Here is a 23,174-nt window from a genome sequence, read left to right on the forward strand (position 1 = left end):
GCGACGGCATGACTTGCACACCGGCTCACGGACAATTAATTATACAAAGCAACTAAAAAGCCATTCGTCATCTCGCGCCCTGGCCGACCCACACAACCTATAAAAGACATCATCATGAGCAGCCTAGCGACGACTTCCCACGCCAGTATTACCTGCCTGCGCCGCAGTCTCGAGACCACCTGCCGGCTCGCCGCCATCGTCGGCGGCCTGATCGTCGCGATGCTGTCGCTGATGACCGTGGCCAGCATCGCCGGGCGCTGGGTCTCCAGCCTGCCGTTGATCAGCGACATGGCGATGTTCGGCTGGATCGGTCCCGTCACGGGCGATTACGAAATGGTCGAGATGGGGACCGCCATCGCGGTGTTCCTGTTCCTGCCCTACTGTCATCTGCGCGGCGGCCACGTCACGGTGGACCTTCTGGTCATGCGCGCGCCGCGAAGCGTGCAGCGTCTCCTGGCCTTCGTCGCGGAAGTGCTGTTTCTGGTCGTGGCGGGCGTGATGACCTGGCGTCTTTACCACGGCCTGCTCGACAAGCAGCGCTACATGGAGACCAGCATGCTGCTGGACATCCCACTGTGGTGGGGATACGTCGGCGGCATCCTCGGTTTCGCCCTGCTGACACTGGTCTGCCTCTATCGCGCCTGCATGTCGGTGTCGCGCGATACTCAGCATCACACACCGGCTCAGGGAGACGCATGATGTCACCGATCACACTGGGCACGGGCGGTTTCGTTCTGCTGCTGATCATGATGGCGGCCAGGATCCCCATCGGGCTGTCGATGCTGGTCGTCGGCGCCGCCGGTTCGATGTTGATCACTGGACCGATGGGCATTCTGAATGGCTTGAAGACGCTCCCCTACGAGCATTTCTCGAGCCATACGCTGTCGATCATTCCTCTCTTCCTGCTGATGGGCCAGTTCGCCGCGCGAGCCGGACTCTCGCGGGCCATGTTCCAGGCCGCCAACGACTGGCTGGGCCATCGGCGCGGCGGGCTCGCCATGTCGACGATCGGCGCCTGCGGTGCCTTCGGTGCCATCTGCGGGTCGTCGCTGGCCACCGCCGCCACCATGACGCAAGTGGCACTGCCGGAAATGGAGCGCCAGGGCTATCGCGGGAGCCTGGCCACCGGCGCGCTCGCGGCGGGCGGCACGCTGGGCATTCTGATTCCTCCCTCGGTGGTACTGGTCATCTACGCCATCCTGGCGGAACAGAATATCAACGAGATGTTCGCCGCCGCCCTGGTACCGGGCCTGTTCGCGGCCTTCAGCTACATGCTGGCGATTTCCCTGTACGTGCGCTTCTTTCCCGCCAGCGCGCCGAACAAGGACAAGGCATCGCGCGGCGAACGCTGGCGCTCGCTGTGGGAAGTCTGGCCCGGCGCGGCGATCTTCATCATCGTGATCGGCGGCATCTACACCGGCATCTTCACGCCGACCGAGGCCGCCGCCGTCGGCGCGGCGGCCACCGGGGTCCTGGCGATCACCCGGGGCGGACTGCGCTGGAACGGTCTGCGCGACTGCCTGCTCGAGACGGCCGTCACCTCGGCGATGATCTTCTTCATCGTTCTCGGGGCCAGCGTGTTCAACAGCTTTCTTGCCCTGACCCAGTTGCCGCAAATCACGGCCGGCTGGATCGTGGGCCTGGAGATCAGCCCCTGGGTCGTGCTGGCCGGCATCCTGCTGTGCTACCTGATCCTCGGCTGCTTCATGGACAGCCTGTCGATGATTCTGCTGACGGTGCCCATCTTCCTGCCTATCGTCACGGGCATGGACTTCGGCATGCCCGCCGCAGACGTGGCGATCTGGTTCGGCATCCTGGCTCTGGTGGTGGTCGAGGTCGGCATGATCACGCCACCCGTGGGGCTGAATATCTTCATCATTCACTCCATGGCGCCCCACGTGCCGCTGACCGAGACCTTCAAGGGCATCCTGCCGTTCCTGGCCGCCGACGTCATCCGCATCGTGATGCTGGTGGCCTTCCCGGCCATTACGCTCGGCTTCGTCTACCTGCTTTATTGATGACCGATGCCACGATGACCGACGCTACCGACCGAGGTGACTCATCATGACCCGTGATCCGCTGCCGCCCCCGCCGACATCGACCTTCATCGCGCGCCTGGCGATTCACGTCGACCCGCCCCTGGAGCTCGGCGAGGATGCCCGGGGCAAGCGACGCTTCATCGCCATCACCGGTGGCCGGGTCAGCGGGGAGCGGCTCGACGGCGTGGTACTGCCCGGGGGCGGCGACTGGCAGACCGTACGCCCCGACGGCGTCGCCGACCTGCATGCGCGCTATTTCCTGGAAACCGACTCGGGCGATCGCATCGAAGTCGAGAATGTCGGGTTCCGGCACGGCCCGGCGGATGTCATGCAACGCCTGCAGCGCGGGGAGCCGGTCGCGCCCGAGTCCTATTACTTTCTCACCACGCCGCGTTTCTTCACCACCAGCCCGGCCTACGCCTGGCTGATGCGCACGATCTTTCTGGGCAAGGCCGAACGCACGCGCGACAGCGTGCTCATCGACCTCTACGCGGTGGGCTGACGCCACCGCCACATGGACAACCGCGACACATCGCACGACGACAACAACCACAACGAGGAACACGCCATGAGTCATCACGCCACGCTTGCTTGCCGCCGCTTCCTGCTGGCCGCCGCCGCAGCGCTACCGCTCGCCTGGGGCGCCGGCCAGGCCCATGCCCAGGAGGCCGAGTACACCCTGCGACTGCACCACTTCTTCCCGGCGTCGGCCCCCGTGCATCAGGAATACTTCCTGCCCTGGAAGGAGGCCATCGAGAAAGAGTCCGACGGGCGCCTGGCGGTCGAGCTCTACCCCTCCATGCAGCTCGGTGGCACACCGCCCTCGCTCTACGACCAGGCCAAGGATGGCCAGGTGGACATCATCTGGACCGTGCTGGGCTACAATTCCGGCCGCTTCCCCCGGGCCGAGGTCTTCGACCTGCCCTTCCTGCCGACCTCGGGCGCCGCGACCAGCCAGGCCGCGCACGAATACGCCATGACGCACATGCAGGACGAACTCGAGGGCGTTTACCCCATCGCCGTGCACACCCACAGCCCGGGAGCGCTGCATACCAAGGAGACGCGCATCGAAGCGCTCGAGGACATCGAGGGCCTCAAGATGCGCGGCCCCAGCCGGCTGGTGAACCGTTATCTCGCCAAGCTCGGCGCCGAGCCCATCGGCATGCCGGTGGCGCAGGCCCTGGAAGCGCTGTCACGCGGGGTTCTCGACGGCACGGTGATTCCCTTCGAGGCCATCACCGCCATGGGGCTGGCCGACATCACCACCGAACACACCATCTTCAGCGGTGACAGAGCGCTGTACACCACGATGATGATCGTGGCCATGGATCAGGATAAGTACGACGCCCTGCCCGAAGACCTGCAGGCCATCATCGATGCTCACGCCGGCGGCCGCGAGGCATACCGGATCGGTCAGATCATGGATCAGGCGGACCATCGCCAGATTCTGGCCATTCAGAGCGGCGAGCAACCGGGCACGATCACCCGCCTGGGCAGCGAGGAAACCGCGCGCTGGCAGGCAGTCGGTCAGGAGGTCGTCGACGAGTGGATCGCCGAGGCCGAGGAGAAGGGGCTCGACGGGCAGATGCTGTACGACGATGCCACACGACTCGTCGAGCGCTATACACGTTGAGGAGGATGCCAGGTCCGGCGCCCGCGTCGCCTGGCACGCTCACTCAGTCGGTATCCACCAGTCCCGCACCCAGTGACTTGAGGGAGGATTTGAGATGACGCTGAAACGCTCCCCGCTGCGCCTCGCTCAGGCTCTCCAGCATGTGGCCCTCGAGCGCCATGACCGTGCGATCGCACTCGGCCAGCGTGCGTCGTCCGGCCTCGGTCATGCGGATCTGGATGATGCGTCCATGGTGCGGGTCGGGGCGACGCTCGACGAGCCCCTTGGTCTCCATGGCCTTGACCATCTCGTTGGCCGCCTGCGGCGACACCAGCGACTTCTCGGCCAGTTGCGAATTGGACTGGGGGCTGCGTCGTGCCAGCACGGAAAGCGCCGTGTACTGCTGCATGGTCACGCCCAGAGGCTGCACGGCCTCGCTGATATGGCGGCGCAGGGCGCGGTCGAGCCGGCCGATCAAATACGCGACGCGCACCGCCTCGGGGGCGTCGTCGGCGTCGCCGTGCCGCGACTCGGCGGAGGCCTGTGATTCCACTTTGGTCATAAGCGTTTCCTCTTTGCAAACGCAGGATAGCGCACTATGATTGGCAGGGTAAATATCAACTTACTTGATACTATTTTGACAGGAAATTGACATGAGCGATTACACGAACCGCTGGCAAACCGTGAAGGTCGACGTCGAGGACGGCATCGCCTGGGTCACCCTGAACCGGCCCGAGAAGCGCAACGCCATGAGTCCCACGCTCAACCGTGAAATGATCGATGTGCTCGAGACCATCGAGCTCGACCAGGACGCCCATGTGCTCGTGCTGACCGGCGAGGGCGAGTCCTTCTCCGCCGGCATGGACCTCAAGGAGTACTTCCGCGAGATCGACGCCAGCCCCGAAATCGTTCAGCTCAAGGTACGCCGCGACGCCTCCACCTGGCAGTGGAAACTGCTGCGTCACTACGCCAAGCCGACCATCGCCATGGTCAACGGCTGGTGCTTCGGCGGCGCCTTCTCGCCGCTGGTCGCCTGCGACCTGGCCATCGCCGCCGACGAGTCGGTGTTCGGGCTGTCCGAAATCAACTGGGGCATCCCCCCGGGCAACCTGGTCAGCAAGGCCATGGCCGACACCGTGGGACATCGCCAGGCGCTGTACTACATCATGACCGGGGAAACCTTCACCGGCCCGCAGGCCGCCGACATGGGGCTGGTCAACCAGAGCGTGCCCCGCGCCGAGCTGCGCGAGACCACCCACAAGCTGGCCGCCACCCTGCGCGACAAGAACCCCGTCGTCCTGCGCGCCGCCAAGACCGGCTTCAAGATGTGCCGCGAGCTGACCTGGGAACAGAACGAGGAATACCTCTACGCCAAGCTCGACCAGGCCCAGCAGCTCGACCCCGAGCACGGTCGCGAGCAAGGTCTCAAGCAGTTCCTCGACGACAAGAGCATCAAGCCGGGCCTGGAAAGCTATCGTCGCTGAACGGCCCGCGACCCCGGGCGTGCGTCGGACGGCGGACGCCCACCTCACAACAATCACATAGTTAAGCACGGGGGTACGATATGGATCTCAGCCTATTGATCGGCGGTGACACCCACGCCGCCCAGCAAGACGCGACCTTCACGCGGCACAATCCGCTCAGCGGCGAGGCCGTGACCCGGGCCGCGGCGGCCTCAGCCGGCGATGCCCGCGCCGCTGCCGAGGCCGCTTCCCGGGCCTTTTCCGCCTGGTCGGCGACCGGCCCCGGCGAGCGCCGCGCCAAGCTGCTCGCCGCCGCCGACGCCATGGAGGCGCGCCAGGCCGACTTCATCGCGCGCATGGTCGATGAAACCGGCGCCACGCCGGGCTGGGCCGGGTTCAACGTCATGGTGGCCGCCAACATGCTGCGCGAGGCCGCCTCGCTGACCACCCAGGTCGGCGGCGACGTGATCCCCTCCAACGTGCCCGACAGCCTGGCCATGGGCGTGCGCGCTCCCTGTGGCGTGGTGGTCGGCATCGCCCCCTGGAACGCCCCCATCATCCTCGGCACGCGGGCCATCGCCACGCCGCTGGCATGCGGCAACACGGTGATCCTCAAGGCCTCGGAGCAATGTCCCGCCACCCATCACCTGATCGGCGAAGTACTCGTCGAGGCGGGCCTGGGCGACGGCATCGTCAATGTCGTGACCAACGCGCCCCCTCAGGCCGCCGAGGTGGTCGAGGCGTTGATCGAGCATCCCGCCGTGCGGCGCATCAACTTCACCGGCTCCACCCAGGTGGGCCGCATCATCGCCGAGAAAGCCGCGCATCATCTCAAGCCGGTATTGCTGGAACTGGGCGGCAAGGCACCGTTCGTGGTCCTCGAGGACGCCGATCTGGATGCCGCCGTGGAAGCCGCCGCCTTCGGGGCCTTCTTCAACCAGGGCCAGATCTGCATGTCCACCGAGCGCCTGATCGTCGTCGACGCCGTGGCCGACGCCTTCGTCGAGAAGCTGGCCCGCAAGGCCGAGACGCTGCGCGCCGGCGATCCTCGCGACGAGGGCAACGCCCTGGGCACGCTGATCACCCGCGAGGCCGGCGAAAAGCTCAACGCGCTGCTCGATGACGCCCAGCAGCACGGTGCGCGACTGGCCTGCGGCGGCAAGGCCGAGGGCGTGATCATGCAGCCCACCGTGGTCGATGGCGTCACCTCGTCGATGCGCCTGTACGGCGAGGAATCGTTCGGCCCGGTGGTGGCGATGATGCGCGTCAAGGACGAAGAAGACGCCCTGCGCGTCGCCAACGACAGCGAATACGGCCTCTCCGCGGCGGTCTTCAGCCGCGACACGGCACGTGCCATGCGCGTCGCGCAACGTATCGAGTCGGGCATCTGCCACATCAACGCCCCCACCGTGCACGACGAACCGCAGATGCCGTTCGGCGGCGTCAAATCCAGCGGTTACGGGCGCTTCGGCGGCAAGGCCGGTATCGAGGAATTCACCGAACTGCGCTGGATGACCATGCAGCTTGGCCCCCGGCACTATCCGATCTAACAGTCACACCGCTGGCCCCTCTGACGGCCAGGACCCTGGACATCGCGTCATGGCACGCCACCTTTCCATGGAGCTCAAGATGATGACAACAAAACATACGCTCGCCGGCCTCGCGCTTCTCGGCGGTATCACCCTGGCCGGCACCGGCCAGGCTCAAGACACCGTGACGTTGCGCCTGCACCATTTCGCCGCCCCGACCACCCCGGTGCAGACGCAATACCTGGAACCCTGGGCAGAGCGCATCGAGGAACAGTCCGATGGCGCCATTCAGGTCGAGATCTTCCCGGCCATGCAGTTGGGCGGCTCGGCCTCGTCACTCTACGACCAGGCCAAGGACGGCGTGGTGGATATCGCCTGGACGCTGTTGAGCTACACGCCCAACCGCTTCCCCGAGTCCGAAGCGTTCGACCAGCCCTTTTTGCCGACCACGGGCGAAGCCACCAGCATGGCGGCCCATGAGTTCGCCATGGATCACATGCAGGACGACTTCGAGGGCGTGCACCCCATCGCCGTGTTCGCCCATTCGCCCGGCAAGATTCACACCAAGGATGTCAGCGTGCACGACATCGGCGATATCGACGGCCTCGCCATCCGCGCCCCCTCGAAGACCATGAACCGCTATTTCGCCCAGCTCGGCGCCAAGACCGTGGGCATGCCCATGCCGCAGATCCCCGAAGCGATCTCGCGCGGTGTGATCGACGGCCTGACGCTGCCGTTCGAGAGCGCCTCCGCCCTTGGCGTGCTCGACGTGGCGCAGAACCATACCTTCTTCGACGGCTCCCACGGGCTGTATACGGCCATGATGGTGCTGGCGATGAACCAGTCGACGTACGATGACCTGTCGCCCGAGCTGCAAAAGGTCATCGACGACAACGCCGGCCTTCAGGAAGCGCAGCGCATCGGACAGGTCATGGATACAGCGGAGCAAGCCGCCATCGACGACATCGCTGCACGCGGCGAGGGGCAGATGATCCACATCGCCGAAGCGGACCAGTCGGCATGGCGCGAGGCCGCCGAGACCACCATCCAGCAGTGGATCGACGACATGGACGGCGCCGGCTTCGACGGCCAGGCCCTTTACGACGACGCCAGCCGCCTCGTCGAGAAATACACCCAGCAGACGCAGTAGCCTCTCCCTCTCCGGCTGCGCGCCGTGAGCGCCCGGGACTTTCCCGGGCGCTCTTTTCTTTACGCCGGGCCCGAGACGCCCGGCGCACACGCGACCGGCGTCCCCAGGGCCGGCGTTTCCAAGACCGGTGTCTTCACGACCAAAGTCTAGCGCGTCTCGATTGTCGCTCAACGCGGGGCTACCTATGATGGGAACGGTTCCATCACAGGTAGCCTCATGACCCGATCGCCCACTCCCACCATCCTCGAAGTCGCCCGTGAAGCCGGGGTCTCGAAGACCAGCGTGTCGCGCTACCTGGGCGGCGAACGCGACCGTCTTTCGCCCTCCATGCAGACGCGCATCGCCACGGCGATCACGTCATTGGGCTATCGCCCCAACTGGATGGCGCGCGGCTTGAAGGGTGGGCAGTCGCGCTTGCTGGGCATGCTGGTGGCCGACATTCGCAACCCCTTTTCGACGGCGGTGCTGCACGGCGCCGAGCAGGCATGTCGCGCCCACGGCTTGTCGCTGCTGGTATGCAATACCGACAACGACGCCGTGCTCGAACGCCGTCATCTCGACATGCTGGCTGCCTACCGGGTCGAAGGCATGATCATCAATGCCGCCGGCGACCCCGGCCCGGCATTGCGCCGTTTCGCCGACCCGCGCACGCCGGTCGTCCTGCTCGACCGCCAGGTGAGCGACCTCGATGCGGACATCGTGGGGCTGGACAACGCCCTGGCCATCGACCAGGCCTTCGCGCACCTGCACGCACAGGGATACCGCCGCTTGCTGTACGTCAGCGAGCCGGTGACCGAGGCCAGCTCACGCCAGGCACGTCTGGCCCGGGTCGAGGCCTGCCTCGCGCGGCACCCCGAGTGGCGCGGCGAGACGCTCGGCGTGGCGCTGGAGGCGCCCGGCGATGCCCTGGCGACGAAGCTGCGCCGCTTCGTGGACAGCCGCGACCCTGCGCCAGGGGCGATACTCTGCGCCAATGGCCAGGTCACGCTGGCGGTCGCGCAGTGGCTGCGCGAGGCCGGCGTCACGCTCGGCCCCGTCGGCCTGATGGGCATCGACGAACTGGACTGGTGCGCACTGGTCGGCCCCGGCATCACCACGCTCGCCCAGCCCACGGCCACGCTCGGGGCCAGCGCCGTGGACTGCCTCGTCACGCGCTTTTCCCCGGAAGGCCGACAACGTCCGCCACGGCGCCTCGATTACGCCGGCACCTTGATTCCACGCGGCTCGACCCGTCGCGATTCGGCGGCCGCACCCACGACTGATTTCAGGAGCCTGTCATGCCCCTCTCTCCGGACATTCTGACCTTCGGCGAGGCGATGTCGCTGTTCATTGCCGAGACGCCCGGCGATCTGGCCGAGGTCGAACGCTTCCAGCGCCGTATCGCCGGCGCCGACACCAACGTCGCCATCGGCCTGGCGCGCCTGGCGTTTCAGGTCGCCTGGATCAGCCGTGTCGGCGATGACAGCTTCGGCCGTTTCATCCGCCGCACCCTCGAAGGCGAAGGCCTCGACTGCCGCCATCTGCGCACCGACCCCGACCACCCTACCGGGCTGGTATTCAAGGAACGCGCCGAACACGGCGAGGACCCCAAGGTCGAGTACCTTCGTCGTGGCAGCGCCGCCAGTCACCTGGGCCTCGACGACGTGCGCGACCTGACGTTCCAGGGCGTGCGCCACCTGCATGCCACCGGCCTGCCGCCGGCCTTGTCGCCGAGCACGCGCGAGCTCGCCTTTCACATGCTCGAGCAGGCGCGCCGGGCGGGACTCACCATTACCTTCGACCCCAATCTGCGCCCCACGCTGTGGGACAGCGAGACCGACATGCGCGACACCCTCAATGCGCTGGCCGCCCGCGCCGACTGGGTCTTGCCGGGGCTCGCCGAGGGACAGCGCCTGACCGGGCTCGACAGTCCCCACGACATCGCCGGCCATTACCTGGACCAGGGCGCCACGGGGGTCATCATCAAGCTCGGCCCCGAAGGCAGCTACGTGCGCACGCAGCAGGACGCGGGCACGGTCAGCGGGGTCAGCGTTGCCCGCGTCGTCGACACCGTGGGCGCCGGCGATGGCTTCGCGGTAGGCGTGATCAGCGCACTGCTCGATGGCTTCTCGCCGCGCCATGCCGCGCATCGCGGCAACCTGATCGGCGCCGAGCAAGTCCAGGTCGTCGGCGACATGGAAGGTCTGCCCGATCGTGCCCGCCTGCGCGACCTCGAAGCCGCTCACCCCTTGGCGTGACGGCACATTCCCGCTTCATCCATGACCAGGAGCCACGCATGACCAAACGCATCGTTGCCTTTCGGCGGCTCAAGCCGCATCACCTCGAGCAGTTGCGCAACCACTTCCACGTCGATTACTTCGATACGCTGGAGGGCCCCGACGATCCAGCATTTCGCGAAGCGCTGCGCAACGCCCACGGCCTGCTGGGCGCCAGCCTGCCGATCACGCCCGAGCTGCTCGACGACGCGCCCCACCTGGAGGCCATTTCGAGCATCTCGGTGGGGGTCGACAACTACCCGGTGGAGGAGCTCACCCGGCGCAACATCCTGCTCTGCCACACGCCGGACGTGCTCACCGAAACCACCGCGGACACCGGCTTCCTGCTGATCATGGCCAGCGCCCGCCGCGCGGTGGAACTGGCCAACATGGTCAAGCAAGGTCAATGGACGAGCGGTATCGGCGAGTCCCACTTCGGCACCGACGTCCACGGCAAGACGCTGGGCATGGTCGGCTTCGGGCGCATCGGGCAGGCCATCGCGCGGCGCGGCGCCCTGGGGTTCGGCATGTCGGTGCTCTACACCCACGCCTCGCGCAAGCCGGCGCTGGAAGCGGAACTGGGTGCGACGCACTGCGAGTTCGAGACCCTGCTCGAGCAGGCCGATTTCGTCTGCGTCAACGTTCCCCTCACCGCCGAGACCACCGGCCTGATGGACGCCGCCGTCTTCAAGCGCATGAAGTCCTCGGCGATTCTGATCAATATCGCGCGCGGCAAGGTGGTCGACGAGGAAGCCCTGATCGAGGCGCTCTCCAGCGGCGAGATCCACGCCGCCGGGCTCGATGTCTTCGCTCAGGAACCGCTGCCCGGCGACTCGCCGCTCACCCGGATGGACAACGTCGTGACCCTGCCGCACATCGGCTCGGCGACGCATGAAACGCGCGAGGCCATGGCCCAGCGCGCCATCGACAACGTCATCGCCGCCCTCGAGGGCCGCCGTCCCCCCAGTCCCTACAACGACGTCACACCGCGCGGCTGACGTCTTTCCCGTCCGCCCACGCCACAGCGTGGGCGTTTCAGATCCATTGCGCTGTGCCTCTACGACTCTGGTCGTAGTTGGACCAAAGGCGAATGGGGCCGAGACGGCGACTCTTCTAGGCTGACCTCAGATTTGGATCAATCCAAAAACGAGGCACGCCAGCATGGCCGAATCCCCCGAGACCCCGTCGTCCCCACGCGAGAGCGCGCGTCACAGCGTCACGCTGCAGGACATCGCCGCGCATGCCGGCGTGTCGCGGTCGACGGTCTCGCTGGTACTGCGTGGCAGCTCCCTGGTGGCGGACACCACCCGCACACGTGTGCAGGCTTCCATCAAGGCCCTCGGCTACGTCTACAACCGTGGCGCAGCAGCGCTGCGCGCCAGCCGCACCTTCACCCTCGGCGTGGTGGTCTACGACATCGCCAACCCGTTCTTCGGCGCCATGGTGGCGGGCATCGACTCGGTGCTGCACCGCGAGAACTATGTCTCGTTCCTGGCCAACAGCGAAGACTCTCCCCAGCGTCAGCAGCGCTTCCTGGAACGCATGCGCGAACAGCGCGTGGATGGCTTGCTGCTCTGCCCCGCCGAGGGCACCGATCCCGCGCTGGTCTCCCGGCTCGCCGACTGGAACCTGCCCTGCGTGCAGGTGCTGCGCCATGTCGGCGAGCCCCCGTTCGATTACGCGGGCACCGATTTCGAACTCGGGGTGCGCCAGGCCGTGGACCATCTCGTGACATGCGGCCACCGGCGGATCGTCTTCCTGGGCGGCGACGCCGAGCATTCCGCCACGCAGGCCCGCCACCGGGGCTACCACGAGGCCATGCGGGCCCACGGTCTCGACGATGTGCACCGCGTGATACGCGGCCCGGTCACGCGGCGCGCCGGCTTCGACGCCGTGCAGCGCCTGATGCAGGAAAGCCCGCGTCCCACGGCGGTGATTTGCCACAACGACCTGATGGCCCTGGGGGCCATGCTGGGCTTGCAGCGCCTGGGCCTGACGCCCGGCCAGGACTGCGCGGTCATCGGCACCGACGACATCGAGGAAGCGGCCTTGAGCCTGCCGGCGCTGAGCAGCGTCGCCACCCATCCCTATGCCATCGGCGAGGAGGCGGCGCGTCTCGCCATGCGACGCATCGCCGACCCCGACGGTACCCGCGAGCAGGTGATCCTGACCCCACGCCTGCACGTCCGCGACTCGTGCGGTCCCTGCACCGCCGACGCGACACCACCGCGACGATGCACCGACGTCGTCGACATCTGACACCATCCCTGCGCCAGCCGCCACCGGCGGACACAACAATCAACGAGGTGACATCATGACTCAGAACTGGATCGATCCAAACGCATCCCGCCGCCCCTTCGCCAAGCGCGCGCTCGGCGCTGTCGCGCTGACGCTCGGCATGACGCTGGCCGGCGGCGCCCAGGCCGTGGACCTGCGCTTCGGCCATGGCGGCACCGAGGACACCGCCTATCAGCTCGGGGCCGAACGCTTCAAGGAACTGGTCGAAGACAAGACCGACGGCGATGTCTCCGTCACCATCCTCGGCAACTCCGTGCTCGGCCACGAAACCGAGATGTTCGAACAGCAGATGGCCGGCGCGCTGGACATGTCGATCATCAACCCCGGCTTGATCACGGATTTCTCGCAGACCGCCAACGTGTTCTCGATTCCGTTCATGTATCGCGACGAGGCCCACTGGCGCCACGTGCTCGATGGCGAGGTCGGGCGCGACATCGCGGATCGCATCGAGGACGACACCGGCGTCAAGGTGCTGGCCTTCTTCGGTGGCGGCAAGCGTCAGATCGTCAGCACGCGGCCGCTGGAAAGCCTCGACGACCTGGAAGGCATGAAGCTGCGCACCAACCCGACCGAGCCGTTGATCGCCGCCTGGAAAGCCCTGGGCACCGAGCCCACCGTCATGGCCTGGAAAGAGATCTACACCGGGCTGCAGCTGGGCGCCATCGACGGCCTGCTCAACGAGGCCGAGTGGATTCATCGCATGCGCTTCCACGAAGTGGCCCCGCACATCGGGCTCTCCGAGCATGACATCACCGTGCGCCTGCTGACCCTCTCGCAAATGACCTGGGATCGCCTCGACGACGCCCAGCGCGAGGCGGTCATGGCCGCCGCCCAGGAAGCCGCGAGCTATGCCCGCAAGGTGCAGCTCGAACAGGACGCCGAAGCACTCGAGACGCTCGAGGAGGAAGGCGCCACGCTCTACCCGATGGATCGCGAGCGCATGAAGGAGATCGTCGCCGAGCCGCTGCAGAAAGTGATCGACGACATGGGCCTCACCGAGCTGCATGACCGGATCGTCAACGTCGAGTAATCTCCCGGCCGGGATGGATGCCCCATCCCGGCCCTTGTCGCCGAGGGTTTCGCCATGCCCACCCTGCTCGCCGGACTCGCCCGGCTCAATCGAGCGCTCGAGCGTCTGCTCGGCGCTGTCCTGTTGCTGCTGCTGGCGGCCTTCATCGTGTTCATCGTCTATCAGATCGTCAGCCGCAACCTCCCCATGCTGCCGCGTCTGTACTGGACCGAGGAGTTCAGTCGCTTCGCCTTTCAGTGGATGATCATGCTGGGCACCGCCATCGGCGTGCTGCATGCCGATCACTTCGTCCTCGAAGCCTTTCCCCGCGGCTCCCGGCTCGACCGGGCGACGCGCCTGATCCGTGATCTGGCCTGCCTGGCGGTCGGCGTCGTGTTCGTCTATTACGGCAAGGACTTCGCGCTCTCCGGGCTTCGCCGCAGCGCCACGGCCTCCAGGCTGCCGATGATCGCGGTGTACGTCACGTTCAGCGTGTGCGGCGTCCTGATCATCCTGTTCGCCGCGCAACGGCTCCTGCATGCGGCCCTGCATGGCCAGTCGGCCATGGAGCAGACGCTGGACACGCCCTCCGAACTCGACGAGGCCCTGGCCGATACCGCCGAGACGCCCCCCGATTCGCTCAGCGCCTCCGAGCATCGCACCGGCGGCAAGGAGTCTTCCCGATGATGCCGATGGACTGGATGTTCCTGCTGCCCTGGCTGTTGTTCGCCGTGCTGGGGATCCTGATCGTTGCCGGCGTGCCGATCGCCATGTCGCTGGTGCTCACCTCCTTCGCGGTGATCATGCTCGACCCGCGCCTGACGCCCTGGATCATGTTTCAGCGCATGTACAACGGCATGGACTCGTTCGTGCTGCTGGCCGTGCCCCTGTTCCTGCTCGCCGGCAACCTCATGAACGCCGCGCGCATCACCGACCGGCTGATCACGCTGTGTCTGCATCTGGTGGGGCATTTCAAGGGCGCCCTGGCCCACGTCAACGTCATGGTCAGCATGCTGTTCGCCGGCGTCTCCGGCTCCTCGACGGCGGACAGCGCCGGCGTCGGCACGGTGCTGATCCCGGCCATGAAACGGGAAGGCTACCCCGCGCATTTCGCGGTGGCGGTCACGGCCGCGTCGTCGGTCATGGGCATCGTCATCCCGCCGTCGATCAACATGATCGTGTGGGGCGCGTTGACCAACACTTCGATCGCCGGCCTGTTCCTGGGCGGCATCCTGCCCGGGGTGATGATCGGCATCGCGCAGCTCTTGCTCAACCTGGGCTACGTGCGCCGCTACCAGGTGCCCGTGCGCCAGCGGGCCTCGCTCGCGCAGTTGATGCACTCGGGCAAGGACGGCCTGCTCGCGGCGGGCATTCCGGTGCTGATCATCGGCGGCATCACGCTGGGCATCGTCACCCCCACCGAAGCGGCGGTGATGGCGGTGCTGTATGCCCTGGCGCTGGGCTTTCTCGTCTACCGCGAGCTGACGTTCAAGAGCGTCATGGCGGCCTCCACCTCCACCGTGCGCCTGTGTTCGCTGTCCCTGTTCAGCCTGGTCGGCGCGGCCATCTTCGGCTATCTGATCAGCTTCTATCAGATTCCGCCGTCGCTGATGAAAGGGGTCAACATCACCGACCCGACCACGCTGCTCATCGTCATGGCCATCGTCATGCTGCTGATCGGCACCTTCATGGACTCGCTGCCCGCGATGGCGATTCTCGCGCCGATCTTCCAGCCGCTGGCCATGCAGGCGGGCGTGCACCCGGTCCAGTTCGGCGTCATCAGCGTCATGGCCCTGGGGCTCGGCCTGATCACGCCGCCCTACGGTCTGTGCCTGATGATCTCGGCCAAGATCGGCGGCATTCCGCTGCTCAAGGCACTCGGCACGACGCTGCTGTACCTGGCGGTGATGCTGGTCGTGATCGCGCTGCTGATCGTCTACCCGCAGCTCATCCTGATGATCCCGCGGGCGCTGGTGCCGGACTTCGTATAGCCGGGACGGCTCGCCCCGCGCTCCCCGGCCTTGCCATTGCGGCCGGGGAGCACTACAGTTCCCGTTAGAGTTTCAAAACGCCGTTCGCAAACTCGCCATCGCGCTCAAGCCTGGGCGTGGCATGCCGATATTTGAGAAACTGTGCGGTTTCATCCATCACGCCCTCGAGGCTCCACCATCATGTCTCATTCGCTGTGCCTGCTGTTCGACTGCGATGGCACCCTGGTCGATAGCGAACCCCTGCTTGCCGACGTCATGGCCGACGTACTGACCCGTGTCGGACTGCCTTTCGCCGCCCCCCAGTACATGGCAGAGTTTCGCGGCGTACGATTCGCCAACATCGTCGCGGAACTCGAGCGTCGCTACGGCGCCCTGGACGACGCCACGCGCGACATGGCCGAGAGCGAGATGCGACGCAACATGCAGGCACGCATGAGTCGCGAACTGCAGCCCATTTCCGGGATCCGCGAGGCGCTGGAGCGCCTTGGGGCGTATCCCCGCTGCGTGGCTTCCAACGGCCCCGAGCACAAGATACGCCGCGCCCTCGACAGCACCGGTCTGCGCCCCTATTTCGAGGATCGCCTCTACAGCGGCTATACCATCGAGAGCTGGAAACCCGAGCCGGGGCTGTTCCTGCATGCCGCCCGTGACATGGGCTTCGCCCCCGAGCACTGCGTGGTGATCGACGATGCCGAGGTCGGCGTCGCCGCCGGCCTGGCCGCCGGGATGCGCACGATTCACATCAACCGCTTCCCCGAGCGCGAGACCACGCCGTCCGGCGCCATCGCCCTGCACCACATGCGCGACCTGCCCGACGTGGTGGCACGCCTGGCCCAGCTGGAAACCCTGCCACACTGATTTCCTGCCGGGGACGCGCGACGCCTGGTTCGTGCATCGCGGCTCGGCGCGTTATCATTCGCGTATCGTGCCAAGCCGACGCCAGGGAGATACGCATGGCATCGTTACAGGATCAATTGCGCGGGCTGGTGTACTCCACCGAACACGGCGAGACCTGCCCCGAGTGCCGCGCCCCGCTCAGCGAGTGCCGCTGCGCCGACACGGCGGAGGAAGACCGCCTGGCGCGCCTCGACGGCATCGTCCGTCTGCGCCGCGAAACCAAGGGCCGCAAGGGCAAGGGCGTCACCCTCGTCGAGGGAGTGCCGCTCAAGAGCGAAGAGCTCAAGACATTGGCCAAGGCACTCAAGAAACGCTGCGGCACCGGCGGTGCACTCAAGGAAGGCATCATCGAAATTCAGGGCGATCACCGCGACGCACTCAAGGCGGAACTGGAAGCGCGCGGCTATCGCGTCAAACTCGCGGGCGGTTGAGCCCACGCCAACGGCGTTCCCCAGGAGAGATTCCCATGCCCCTGTCCCGTCTATCGCACCGCCTCCGCACGGCCCTGTGCGGCGCATTTCTGGCCGGGCTGGTCGGTTGCGCCAGCGGCCCCGATTTCCAGACGCTCGACGCTCGTGTCGTCTTCGACACGCCACCGACCCTGTCGCCGGCAGCCACGCTCGAGGTGGCCCTGAAAGACAGCGCCGACGACACGACGCTGGCGGAAAGTCGCTACCCCCGGATCGATACCGAAGCCACCGAGGTGGCACTGCGTTACGACGCCAGCGCCATCGACGCGGCGCATCGCTATACGTTGCAGGCCGAGGTTCGCGACCAGGGGCGCATCACGTATCTCAACCGCGACGCGGTCGAGGTCCTGGACGGCGACACCGGCACCACGCCGACCATTACCCTGGTGCCGGCCTCGCGCCGCTGACGACACGGCATCCCGCGCGGCACGCACTCACCGGCGGAGCGTCGAGACCGGGCCGGCGCTCTGCGTGGCGCGCGGCGGCGTCTGCGGGGAGCGGGACGCCGTCACCTCGCGCACCGCCGCTTCCAGGGTCTCGCCCACCGGCGCCTCCAGCTTGAGCGAGAACAACGCATCGGCACGAGTGCGCCCCATGTTGACGCACGCCAGCGGCTTGCCCAGTTCGGCCGCCCGCTTCGCGAAACGATAGCCCGAATAGACCATCAGCGACGAGCCCACCACCAGCATGGCGTCGGCCTGTTCGAGCGCCGCGAACGCCGCGTCCACGCGTGGACGCGGCACGTTGTCGCCGAAAAACACCACATCGGGCTTGAAGATGCCGTCGCCGCAGCGCGCGCAGGACAGCAGCGAGAAATCGGCGAAGTTGCGACTTTCCAGATCGGCATCCCCATCCGGGCCGACCTGCGCCTCGAGCGTCGTCCAGTGGGGATTGAGGCGCGCCAGTTCGGCGTGCAAGGCATGTCGCATGCGAGTCGCGCCGCACCCCATGCACCGCACCACGTCGGCCTGGCCGTGCAGGTCGATGACGCGGCGCGAGCCTGCGCGCTGATGCAGCCCGTCGACATTCTGCGTGACCAGCCGCTCGAGGCGACCGGCCCGTTCGAGTTCGGCCAGTGCGTAATGCCCACGCCCGGGCCGCGCCTCGCTGAGCGCCTGAAACCCGACCAGGCTGCGTGCCCAGTAACGACGGCGCGCCAGGTCGCTTTGCATGAACGCCTGGTGGGTCATCGGGGGCGAGCGCTTCCAATCGCCGCGCTCATCGCGGTAGTCGGGAATGCCGCAATCGGTGCTCATTCCCGCCCCGGTCAGCACGAACAGGCGCGGGTGCCGTGCGAGAAACGCCGCCAGCGGCGACGGTGACGTGTCGACCATCGTGACCTCCCAGAACCAGAACCGCTACCCTATGATAGAACGCGTGCCGCCTGCGGGCACAGGGCCGTATCGCCGCCGCCCGCCAAGCTGGCTAGAATGGGCGTTCGTACACCGCCCCCGACCCGGATGACCGCTATGGCCTGGCTGGAATACGTACTGCCGCTCATCTTTCTCGCCCCCCTCGGCGCCACGGCGCTGGTGGTGCTGGCATTGCGTCACCTGGAAGACGGCGCGCTGACCTCGCCCTACGACGGCCATACCCTGCGCGAGCCGGCGCAATCGTTGCGCAACCGCCTCGACCGGGCCTATGCGGCGCTGTTCCTCGACGGCGCGCTCGGCCCCATCGTCACCTTGGCGCCCCTGGTCTATGGCATGGGACGCATGCTGTTCGCCAATCGGCACAGTTGGCTGGAGTGGGCCCTGTATGGCCTGCTCACCACCCTGCTGGCATTGATCCTGTGCTTTCGCCTGATCCGCGACGTGCAGCGCATTCGGCGCCTCAAGCTGGGGCTGGCCTGCGAGCTGGCGGTTGGCCAGGAACTGGAGCGCCTGATCCGCCCCGAGGCCCATCCGTATTTCGTGTTCCACGACGTACCCACCGACAGCACCACCATCGACCATGTCGTGGTCACGCCGCACGGCATCTTCGCGGTCCAGGTCAGCGCGCGCACACCACCGCTGGACATCAAGGGCGAGCCGCGCACCACGGTCGTCGTCGCCGGCCAGCGGCTGCGCTTCCCCGGATGGCGCGAACGTCAGTCGCTGGCCCATGCGCGGCTGGCGGCGGCGTGGTGCCGCCAATGGCTGGCCCACCGCTCGCTGGGAAACGTCGCCGTACAGGGTGTCCTGGTGCTGCCCGGCTGGAACGTGGAGATCGACAAGCCACCCGGCGAGATCATGGTGGTCGACGGCCGAGGCCTCGCCGCCCTGCTCGACGACACCTCGCTGCAGCCCATGGATGACGCCACTCACCAGCGCGTGGTGCAGGCCCTGGATCGGCGTGTGAAAGGCGTCACGTCAGGAGATCAAGCCCCCTGACTAGGGCGCCGTTTCGCCAACGATGAGATGCGTAGTCAGGCAGTGAGACTCCATGGCGGTACGACCGAGTACCATGGAAGCCGCCAAACGCCCCTTGGCGACACTATCTTGACGTACGGTGGTCAGACGCGGCGCGCGATATTGCCCCTCGGCGATGCCATCGAAGCCGGTCATGCGTAGATCTTCAGGGATGCGCAGACCGCGCTGCTCTGCCAGCGTCAGCACGGTCAGGGCGATGCGATCGGACATGCAAAGCAGCAGATCCGGGCGTTCGCCGTCGGGCAGGTCGAGAATCTCGGCAATGACCGGCGAGCAGACGTCATGGGTATTCTCTTCGATGTTCCACATGGGCACGTCGGCCGGTACGAAGTCGTGCTCGGCCAGTGCCTCGTAAAAGCCGTTCAGGCGTGCACGCGTGATGGTCTGTGACTCGCTGAACAGCGGCTGGTCGATGATACGCCCGTTGCAGGGCTCGGCGGTCGAGCGCAGGTTGATGATCGCAGGGCGACGCGGCCGCCGACGCAAGGCATGGCGCGCTATGTTCAGACAGGCCGCATGGTTGTCGATGTGCACCGAGGCATGCCCGGCGATATCGAAATCCACGGCCATCAATGGCCGCTGTTGCGACAACTGCTCATGCATCTGCGGGTCGGGCAGCAGCCCGTATACGATGAAGCCATCGGCCATGCTGGCCGACTCCAGCCGCATTCCCTGACGGCTCGGCAGCAGCAACAAGGTATGACCATGCTCGTCGAGCACCTCCGAGACCCCGGCCAAGAACTCGCTGGCCACGGCGTCGTTGAGGCTATAGGTCAGACTATCGGCCAGGACCACCGCAATGATTTTCGAGCGCCCGGTGCGCAAGCTGCGGCCTCGGGCATCGGGGCCGACATAGCCTACATCACGCGCCTCGCTGAGAATCCGGTCGCGCAGCGCGGGCGATAGCTGATCCGGCCGATTGAAGGCGTTGGAAACCGTGGCAGTGGAAACCTCGAGGCGAGCAGCCAGGTCCTTGAGAGTAATGCGACGGTGCGAAGGAGTCACGGCGAGTCTCGTTGCTAGCGAACGCAGGCAGCATACCTGCCTGCTCCGACACTCTCTAGCATGAAAGGCGACTCAGCCGGACAAGGCAACCGAATGCCGGCATCCTCAAGCGGCGTCACGCGTGCGCATCAGTGGCAATGCGCGCCCGTCACCATCGAACAGGTGCACATTGTCGAGTGACGGCATCAAGGCGGCATATTGGCCGATGTCCCAGCGACTGGGTGCCTCACTGCGATGAATCAGCAGCTCGTTGCCCTGACCGGCATCAAGATAGACATAGACCTCGTTACCCAGATATTCAACGTTGACGATTTCGAACGCATTGTCGCCACGCGCTTCCCCCAGGCACAGATGTTCGGGACGAATGCCGAGCGTCAACGTGGCGTTTGCCGCAAGGTCCGCAGCATTCTGTGGCAGATTCAGCTCGCCGATGCCCGATACGCTGACGCGACATCCCTTGGCATGGCTCTCGCGCAAGGCGGCGGGCAGGAAGTTCATCGTCGGAGAGCCGATGAACCCCGCGACGAAGCGCGTTGCGGGACGCTGGTAAAGCTCCTGGGGACTACCAACCTGTTCGATTCGCCCGCCGTTCAAGACCACGATCTGGTCGGCAAGCGTCATCGCCTCGACCTGATCATGAGTGACATAAATCACCGTTGAGCCCAGACGGTGATGCAAGCGCGCAATCTCGTTGCGCATTTGCACGCGCAGCGAGGCGTCGAGGTTGGACAGCGGTTCGTCGAACAGCAGGATGCGCGGCTCGCGAGCCATCGCCCTTCCCATCGCCACACGCTGACGCTGTCCACCGGAAAGCGCCTTGGGCTTACGATCAAGCAGTTCCTCGAGCTGCAAGATGCGCGCAGTCTCGTGAACCCGGTCGCGTACCGCCTGCTTCGTCGTTTTGGCCAACTTGAGCCCAAAAGCCATGTTTTCAAACACCGTCATGTGCGGATACAAGGCATAGGACTGGAAGACCATGCCGACTCCCCTCTCGCGAGGTGGCAAGTCGTTGACCAGCGTCTCGCCAATTTTCAGCTCGCCATCGCTGATCGACTCCAGCCCGGCGACCAGCCGCAGCAGAGTGGACTTGCCACAGCCGGAGGGGCCGACGAAGACCACGAACTCGCCATCACCAATCGTGAGGTCGACATCCTTGATGATATGCGTATCGCCAAACGACTTGTTGAGCTTGTTGAGCGTAAGGCTTGCCATGGAAAGTTCTCCTGGCCGGCGCCAACAAGGCGCCAGCGGCATGTATCGTCCAAAGAAATTCAGTCAAGGCGCAGATAGGCCGCCTGATAGGCCGGCAGGGTCAAGCGGTCGTTTTCCACGTGCGCCGTGAACCCGGGAGCGTCCAGCAGGTGCCCTGGCTCGGGCAGGCAACACGCCTGCGCCTGGTCAGTCAGGTTGAACACGCACACAAGGCGTTCCTGAGCATGCTCACGAACGAAGCCAAGCAGGGCATCGCCGACATCGAGCAATCTCAGGTCACCGTCGAACAGCGCCGGGTGGTCGTGACGAAACGCGATCAGCGCCCGCACGCTGTTGAGCATGGAATCGAGACTCGCCTGCTGACGCGACACAGCACGCTGCAGGTGGCGGGCATCCACCGGCAACCAAGGCTCGACACGCGAAAAACCGCCATGAATACCGTCATGCCAGGGCATCGGCGTCCGGCAGCCGTCACGTCCCTTGAAGTCAGGCCAAAGGACCTTGCCGTAGGGGTCCTGAATACGCTCGAAAGGCACTTCGGCCTCGGGCAGACCGAGTTCCTCACCTTGATAAAGGCAAACGCTGCCGCGCAATGACAAGAGCATGGCCAACGTGACCTTGGGATACGCCTCGGCGTCTTCCTCGGCTCCCCAGCGCGTGGCGCTTCTCATCACATCGTGGTTGGACAGTGCCCAGCAAGGCCAGGCATCGCCCGCCAGTCGCTGGAAGCGTTCAATCACCTCATGAATGTAGGCCGGGGAGCGCGGTGCATTAAGCAGATCGAAGGTGTAGGCCATGTGCAGCTTGTCACCATTGGCGGTGTACTCCGCCATGCGCTCGAGTGGACTATCTTCGCTGATCTCACCGACCGTCGCCGTGCCCGGAAACTCATCCATCAACGCGCGTAATCGTTTGAGGAAGTCGAGGTTTTCGGGGCGGCTTATGTCATGGACATGGCGTTGCCACGTGTAAGGGTTGGCCTCCGGAGCACCCAGCGTCTTTGTATCGCCGGGCTCGATAGCCGGGTTGTCGCGCAGTTCGGCATCATGGAAATAGAAGTTGACGGTATCCAGGCGAAAGCCATCGACTCCAAGTTCCAGCCAAAAACGCATGTTGTCGAGCTGAGCGTCACGCACGGCCGGATTATGAAAATTAAGATCCGGCTGCTCGATCAGGAAATTATGCAGGTAATACTGACGACGTCGCGAGTCGAATGTCCACGCCGAACCGCCAAAGATAGACAGCCAGTTGTTGGGCGGCGTGCCGTCGGGCTTGGGGTCGGCCCATACGTACCAATCGGCACGAGCATTTTGTCGGTCGCGACGACTTTCCTGAAACCAGGGATGCTGGTCCGACGTATGGCTGATCACTTGATCGATGATCACCTTGAGCCCCAGGGCATGGGCGTGACTGAGCAGTGACTTGAAGTCGTCCAGGGTGCCGAACATGGGGTCGACGTCGCGATAATCGCTGATGTCGTAGCCAAAATCCGCCATCGGCGATGTAAAGAAAGGCGACAGCCAGATGCCGTCGACACCGAGCGACGCCACGTAATCGAGCTTTTCGATGATGCCCGGCAGGTCGCCGATACCGTCGCCGTTGCTGTCCAGAAAGCTGCGCGGATAGATTTGATAGATGACACCACCGCGCCACCAGAAAGTGTTGTCCTTCATCTTGGATTCCTTGATAAAGAGAGTGGAATCAGGTGCGAAAACGCAGCGAGCGATGACCAGACAAGGCAAAAGGAGGCGAAAACGCGGAGTTTACACGGCAGTAAATGAGCATTTTGAGCCTCCTTTTAACGCGGTATGGTCAAACGCAGCCAGTTTTCGC

The 23,174-nt window shown here is 65.6% G+C and carries 23 protein-coding genes; 18 read left to right on the forward strand and 5 right to left on the reverse strand.

All coding sequences use genetic code 11. The features are described from left to right. The first annotated feature begins 114 nt into the window (after nt 1-114). The 4 genes from ABGX75_RS14480 (at nt 115) to ABGX75_RS14495 (ending at nt 3,672) form a co-directional block, all read left to right on the forward strand. The gene (locus ABGX75_RS14480; RefSeq protein WP_347411068.1) at nt 115-699 is read left to right on the forward strand and encodes a TRAP transporter small permease; all 585 of its coding nucleotides are present in this window, start codon (nt 115-117) and stop codon (nt 697-699) included. Further along, the gene (locus ABGX75_RS14485) at nt 699-2,018 is read left to right on the forward strand and encodes a TRAP transporter large permease (RefSeq protein ID WP_043557876.1); all 1,320 of its coding nucleotides are present in this window, start codon (nt 699-701) and stop codon (nt 2,016-2,018) included. Before ABGX75_RS14480 ends, ABGX75_RS14485 begins: the two co-directional genes overlap by 1 nt. Before the next feature lie 46 nt (nt 2,019-2,064). Further along, nucleotides 2,065-2,541, forward strand: coding sequence for a DUF3237 domain-containing protein (locus tag ABGX75_RS14490; RefSeq protein ID WP_347411069.1), 477 nt, complete (start codon nt 2,065-2,067; stop codon nt 2,539-2,541). Between the two features lie 66 nt (nt 2,542-2,607). Next, nucleotides 2,608-3,672 (forward strand): TRAP transporter substrate-binding protein, encoded by a 1,065-nt coding sequence (locus ABGX75_RS14495; RefSeq protein WP_179152559.1) that lies wholly within the window; start codon nt 2,608-2,610, stop codon nt 3,670-3,672. 43 nt (nt 3,673-3,715) lie between these two features. On the opposite strand, the gene ABGX75_RS14500 is transcribed toward ABGX75_RS14495, so the two are convergent. Further along, on the reverse strand, nt 3,716-4,213 hold the full coding sequence (locus ABGX75_RS14500; RefSeq protein WP_347411070.1) for a MarR family transcriptional regulator: 498 nt from the start codon (nt 4,211-4,213) through the stop codon (nt 3,716-3,718). A 91-nt stretch (nt 4,214-4,304) separates the two neighbouring features. Between ABGX75_RS14500 and ABGX75_RS14505 the strand changes: the two genes are divergently transcribed. The 13 genes from ABGX75_RS14505 to ABGX75_RS14565 all read left to right on the forward strand — a co-directional run bounded on the left by ABGX75_RS14505 (nt 4,305) and on the right by ABGX75_RS14565 (nt 17,120). After that, nucleotides 4,305-5,135, forward strand: a complete 831-nt coding sequence (locus ABGX75_RS14505) for a p-hydroxycinnamoyl CoA hydratase/lyase (RefSeq protein ID WP_347411071.1) — start codon at nt 4,305-4,307, stop codon at nt 5,133-5,135. An 80-nt stretch (nt 5,136-5,215) separates the two neighbouring features. Then, entirely contained in the window at nt 5,216-6,664 is a 1,449-nt protein-coding gene (locus ABGX75_RS14510; protein WP_347411072.1) for an aldehyde dehydrogenase, read from the forward strand. Nucleotides 6,665-6,713: 49 nt separating this feature from the next. Beyond that, on the forward strand, nt 6,714-7,793 hold the full coding sequence (locus ABGX75_RS14515) for a TRAP transporter substrate-binding protein (RefSeq protein WP_347411073.1): 1,080 nt from the start codon (nt 6,714-6,716) through the stop codon (nt 7,791-7,793). Nucleotides 7,794-8,009: 216 nt separating this feature from the next. After that, nucleotides 8,010-9,095 (forward strand): LacI family DNA-binding transcriptional regulator, encoded by a 1,086-nt coding sequence (locus ABGX75_RS14520; RefSeq protein WP_347411074.1) that lies wholly within the window; start codon nt 8,010-8,012, stop codon nt 9,093-9,095. Continuing rightward, nucleotides 9,071-10,030, forward strand: a complete 960-nt coding sequence (locus tag ABGX75_RS14525) for a sugar kinase (RefSeq protein WP_347411075.1) — start codon at nt 9,071-9,073, stop codon at nt 10,028-10,030. Before ABGX75_RS14520 ends, ABGX75_RS14525 begins: the two co-directional genes overlap by 25 nt. Nucleotides 10,031-10,068: 38 nt before the next feature. Beyond that, nucleotides 10,069-11,046: a D-glycerate dehydrogenase gene (locus ABGX75_RS14530; RefSeq protein WP_110060871.1), complete on the forward strand. Its 978-nt coding sequence runs from the start codon at nt 10,069-10,071 to the stop codon at nt 11,044-11,046. Nucleotides 11,047-11,209: 163 nt separating this feature from the next. Beyond that, complete coding sequence (locus ABGX75_RS14535) at nt 11,210-12,307, forward strand: LacI family DNA-binding transcriptional regulator (RefSeq protein WP_347411076.1); 1,098 nt, start codon at nt 11,210-11,212, stop codon at nt 12,305-12,307. A 55-nt stretch (nt 12,308-12,362) separates the two neighbouring features. Further along, entirely contained in the window at nt 12,363-13,376 is a 1,014-nt protein-coding gene (locus tag ABGX75_RS14540; RefSeq protein WP_011505580.1) for a TRAP transporter substrate-binding protein, read from the forward strand. Nucleotides 13,377-13,430: 54 nt separating this feature from the next. After that, nucleotides 13,431-14,042 carry a TRAP transporter small permease subunit gene (locus tag ABGX75_RS14545; protein WP_347411077.1) on the forward strand — a complete coding sequence of 204 codons (612 nt, stop codon included), beginning with the start codon at nt 13,431-13,433 and terminating at the stop codon, nt 14,040-14,042. After that, the gene (locus ABGX75_RS14550; protein WP_011505578.1) at nt 14,039-15,346 is read left to right on the forward strand and encodes a TRAP transporter large permease; all 1,308 of its coding nucleotides are present in this window, start codon (nt 14,039-14,041) and stop codon (nt 15,344-15,346) included. The genes ABGX75_RS14545 and ABGX75_RS14550 overlap by 4 nt, the downstream gene beginning before the upstream one ends. A 180-nt stretch (nt 15,347-15,526) precedes the next feature. Continuing rightward, a complete protein-coding gene (locus ABGX75_RS14555) occupies nt 15,527-16,204 on the forward strand; it encodes an HAD-IA family hydrolase (RefSeq protein WP_011505577.1) in 678 nt (225 codons plus the stop codon). A gap of 95 nt (nt 16,205-16,299) precedes the next feature. Further along, nucleotides 16,300-16,674, forward strand: a complete 375-nt coding sequence (locus tag ABGX75_RS14560; RefSeq protein WP_035414880.1) for a translation initiation factor Sui1 — start codon at nt 16,300-16,302, stop codon at nt 16,672-16,674. Between the two features lie 35 nt (nt 16,675-16,709). After that, nucleotides 16,710-17,120: a YbaY family lipoprotein gene (locus ABGX75_RS14565; protein ID WP_287125058.1), complete on the forward strand. Its 411-nt coding sequence runs from the start codon at nt 16,710-16,712 to the stop codon at nt 17,118-17,120. 27 nt (nt 17,121-17,147) lie between these two features. Here ABGX75_RS14565 and ABGX75_RS14570 read toward each other — a convergent pair whose 3' ends face one another. Next, nucleotides 17,148-18,047 carry an NAD-dependent protein deacetylase gene (locus tag ABGX75_RS14570; RefSeq protein ID WP_347411078.1) on the reverse strand — a complete coding sequence of 300 codons (900 nt, stop codon included), beginning with the start codon at nt 18,045-18,047 and terminating at the stop codon, nt 17,148-17,150. 135 nt (nt 18,048-18,182) lie between these two features. Between ABGX75_RS14570 and ABGX75_RS14575 the strand changes: the two genes are divergently transcribed. Continuing rightward, on the forward strand, nt 18,183-19,085 hold the full coding sequence (locus ABGX75_RS14575) for a nuclease-related domain-containing protein (RefSeq protein WP_256985244.1): 903 nt from the start codon (nt 18,183-18,185) through the stop codon (nt 19,083-19,085). Here ABGX75_RS14575 and ABGX75_RS14580 read toward each other — a convergent pair whose 3' ends face one another. From ABGX75_RS14580 to ABGX75_RS14590, 3 genes are all read right to left on the reverse strand, one after another. Beyond that, nucleotides 19,086-20,129 carry a LacI family DNA-binding transcriptional regulator gene (locus ABGX75_RS14580; protein WP_287125055.1) on the reverse strand — a complete coding sequence of 348 codons (1,044 nt, stop codon included), beginning with the start codon at nt 20,127-20,129 and terminating at the stop codon, nt 19,086-19,088. Nucleotides 20,130-20,234: 105 nt separating this feature from the next. Further along, on the reverse strand, nt 20,235-21,341 hold the full coding sequence (gene ugpC / locus ABGX75_RS14585) for a sn-glycerol-3-phosphate ABC transporter ATP-binding protein UgpC (RefSeq protein ID WP_347411081.1): 1,107 nt from the start codon (nt 21,339-21,341) through the stop codon (nt 20,235-20,237). A 59-nt stretch (nt 21,342-21,400) separates the two neighbouring features. Continuing rightward, nucleotides 21,401-23,014 (reverse strand): alpha-glucosidase family protein, encoded by a 1,614-nt coding sequence (locus tag ABGX75_RS14590; protein ID WP_011505571.1) that lies wholly within the window; start codon nt 23,012-23,014, stop codon nt 21,401-21,403. Between the last annotated feature and the right edge of the window lie 160 nt (nt 23,015-23,174).

The sequence above is a fragment of the Chromohalobacter sp. genome (genome assembly GCF_039830575.1).
GTDB classification, from domain to species: Bacteria; Pseudomonadota; Gammaproteobacteria; order Pseudomonadales; family Halomonadaceae; genus Chromohalobacter; species Chromohalobacter israelensis.

Coding starts and splice junctions, on each gene's coding strand:
- ABGX75_RS14480 (WP_347411068.1), top strand. CDS start 115: ATGAGCAGCCTAGCGACGACTTCCCACGCCAGTATTACCTGCCTGCGC.
- ABGX75_RS14485 (WP_043557876.1), top strand. CDS start 699: ATGTCACCGATCACACTGGGCACGGGCGGTTTCGTTCTGCTGCTGATC.
- ABGX75_RS14490 (WP_347411069.1), top strand. CDS start 2,065: ATGACCCGTGATCCGCTGCCGCCCCCGCCGACATCGACCTTCATCGCG.
- ABGX75_RS14495 (WP_179152559.1), top strand. CDS start 2,608: ATGAGTCATCACGCCACGCTTGCTTGCCGCCGCTTCCTGCTGGCCGCC.
- ABGX75_RS14500 (WP_347411070.1), bottom strand. CDS start 4,213: ATGACCAAAGTGGAATCACAGGCCTCCGCCGAGTCGCGGCACGGCGAC.
- ABGX75_RS14505 (WP_347411071.1), top strand. CDS start 4,305: ATGAGCGATTACACGAACCGCTGGCAAACCGTGAAGGTCGACGTCGAG.
- ABGX75_RS14510 (WP_347411072.1), top strand. CDS start 5,216: ATGGATCTCAGCCTATTGATCGGCGGTGACACCCACGCCGCCCAGCAA.
- ABGX75_RS14515 (WP_347411073.1), top strand. CDS start 6,714: ATGGCACGCCACCTTTCCATGGAGCTCAAGATGATGACAACAAAACAT.
- ABGX75_RS14520 (WP_347411074.1), top strand. CDS start 8,010: ATGACCCGATCGCCCACTCCCACCATCCTCGAAGTCGCCCGTGAAGCC.
- ABGX75_RS14525 (WP_347411075.1), top strand. CDS start 9,071: ATGCCCCTCTCTCCGGACATTCTGACCTTCGGCGAGGCGATGTCGCTG.
- ABGX75_RS14530 (WP_110060871.1), top strand. CDS start 10,069: ATGACCAAACGCATCGTTGCCTTTCGGCGGCTCAAGCCGCATCACCTC.
- ABGX75_RS14535 (WP_347411076.1), top strand. CDS start 11,210: ATGGCCGAATCCCCCGAGACCCCGTCGTCCCCACGCGAGAGCGCGCGT.
- ABGX75_RS14540 (WP_011505580.1), top strand. CDS start 12,363: ATGACTCAGAACTGGATCGATCCAAACGCATCCCGCCGCCCCTTCGCC.
- ABGX75_RS14545 (WP_347411077.1), top strand. CDS start 13,431: ATGCCCACCCTGCTCGCCGGACTCGCCCGGCTCAATCGAGCGCTCGAG.
- ABGX75_RS14550 (WP_011505578.1), top strand. CDS start 14,039: ATGATGCCGATGGACTGGATGTTCCTGCTGCCCTGGCTGTTGTTCGCC.
- ABGX75_RS14555 (WP_011505577.1), top strand. CDS start 15,527: ATGTCTCATTCGCTGTGCCTGCTGTTCGACTGCGATGGCACCCTGGTC.
- ABGX75_RS14560 (WP_035414880.1), top strand. CDS start 16,300: ATGGCATCGTTACAGGATCAATTGCGCGGGCTGGTGTACTCCACCGAA.
- ABGX75_RS14565 (WP_287125058.1), top strand. CDS start 16,710: ATGCCCCTGTCCCGTCTATCGCACCGCCTCCGCACGGCCCTGTGCGGC.
- ABGX75_RS14570 (WP_347411078.1), bottom strand. CDS start 18,047: ATGGTCGACACGTCACCGTCGCCGCTGGCGGCGTTTCTCGCACGGCAC.
- ABGX75_RS14575 (WP_256985244.1), top strand. CDS start 18,183: ATGGCCTGGCTGGAATACGTACTGCCGCTCATCTTTCTCGCCCCCCTC.
- ugpC (WP_347411081.1), bottom strand. CDS start 21,341: ATGGCAAGCCTTACGCTCAACAAGCTCAACAAGTCGTTTGGCGATACG.
- ABGX75_RS14590 (WP_011505571.1), bottom strand. CDS start 23,014: ATGAAGGACAACACTTTCTGGTGGCGCGGTGGTGTCATCTATCAAATC.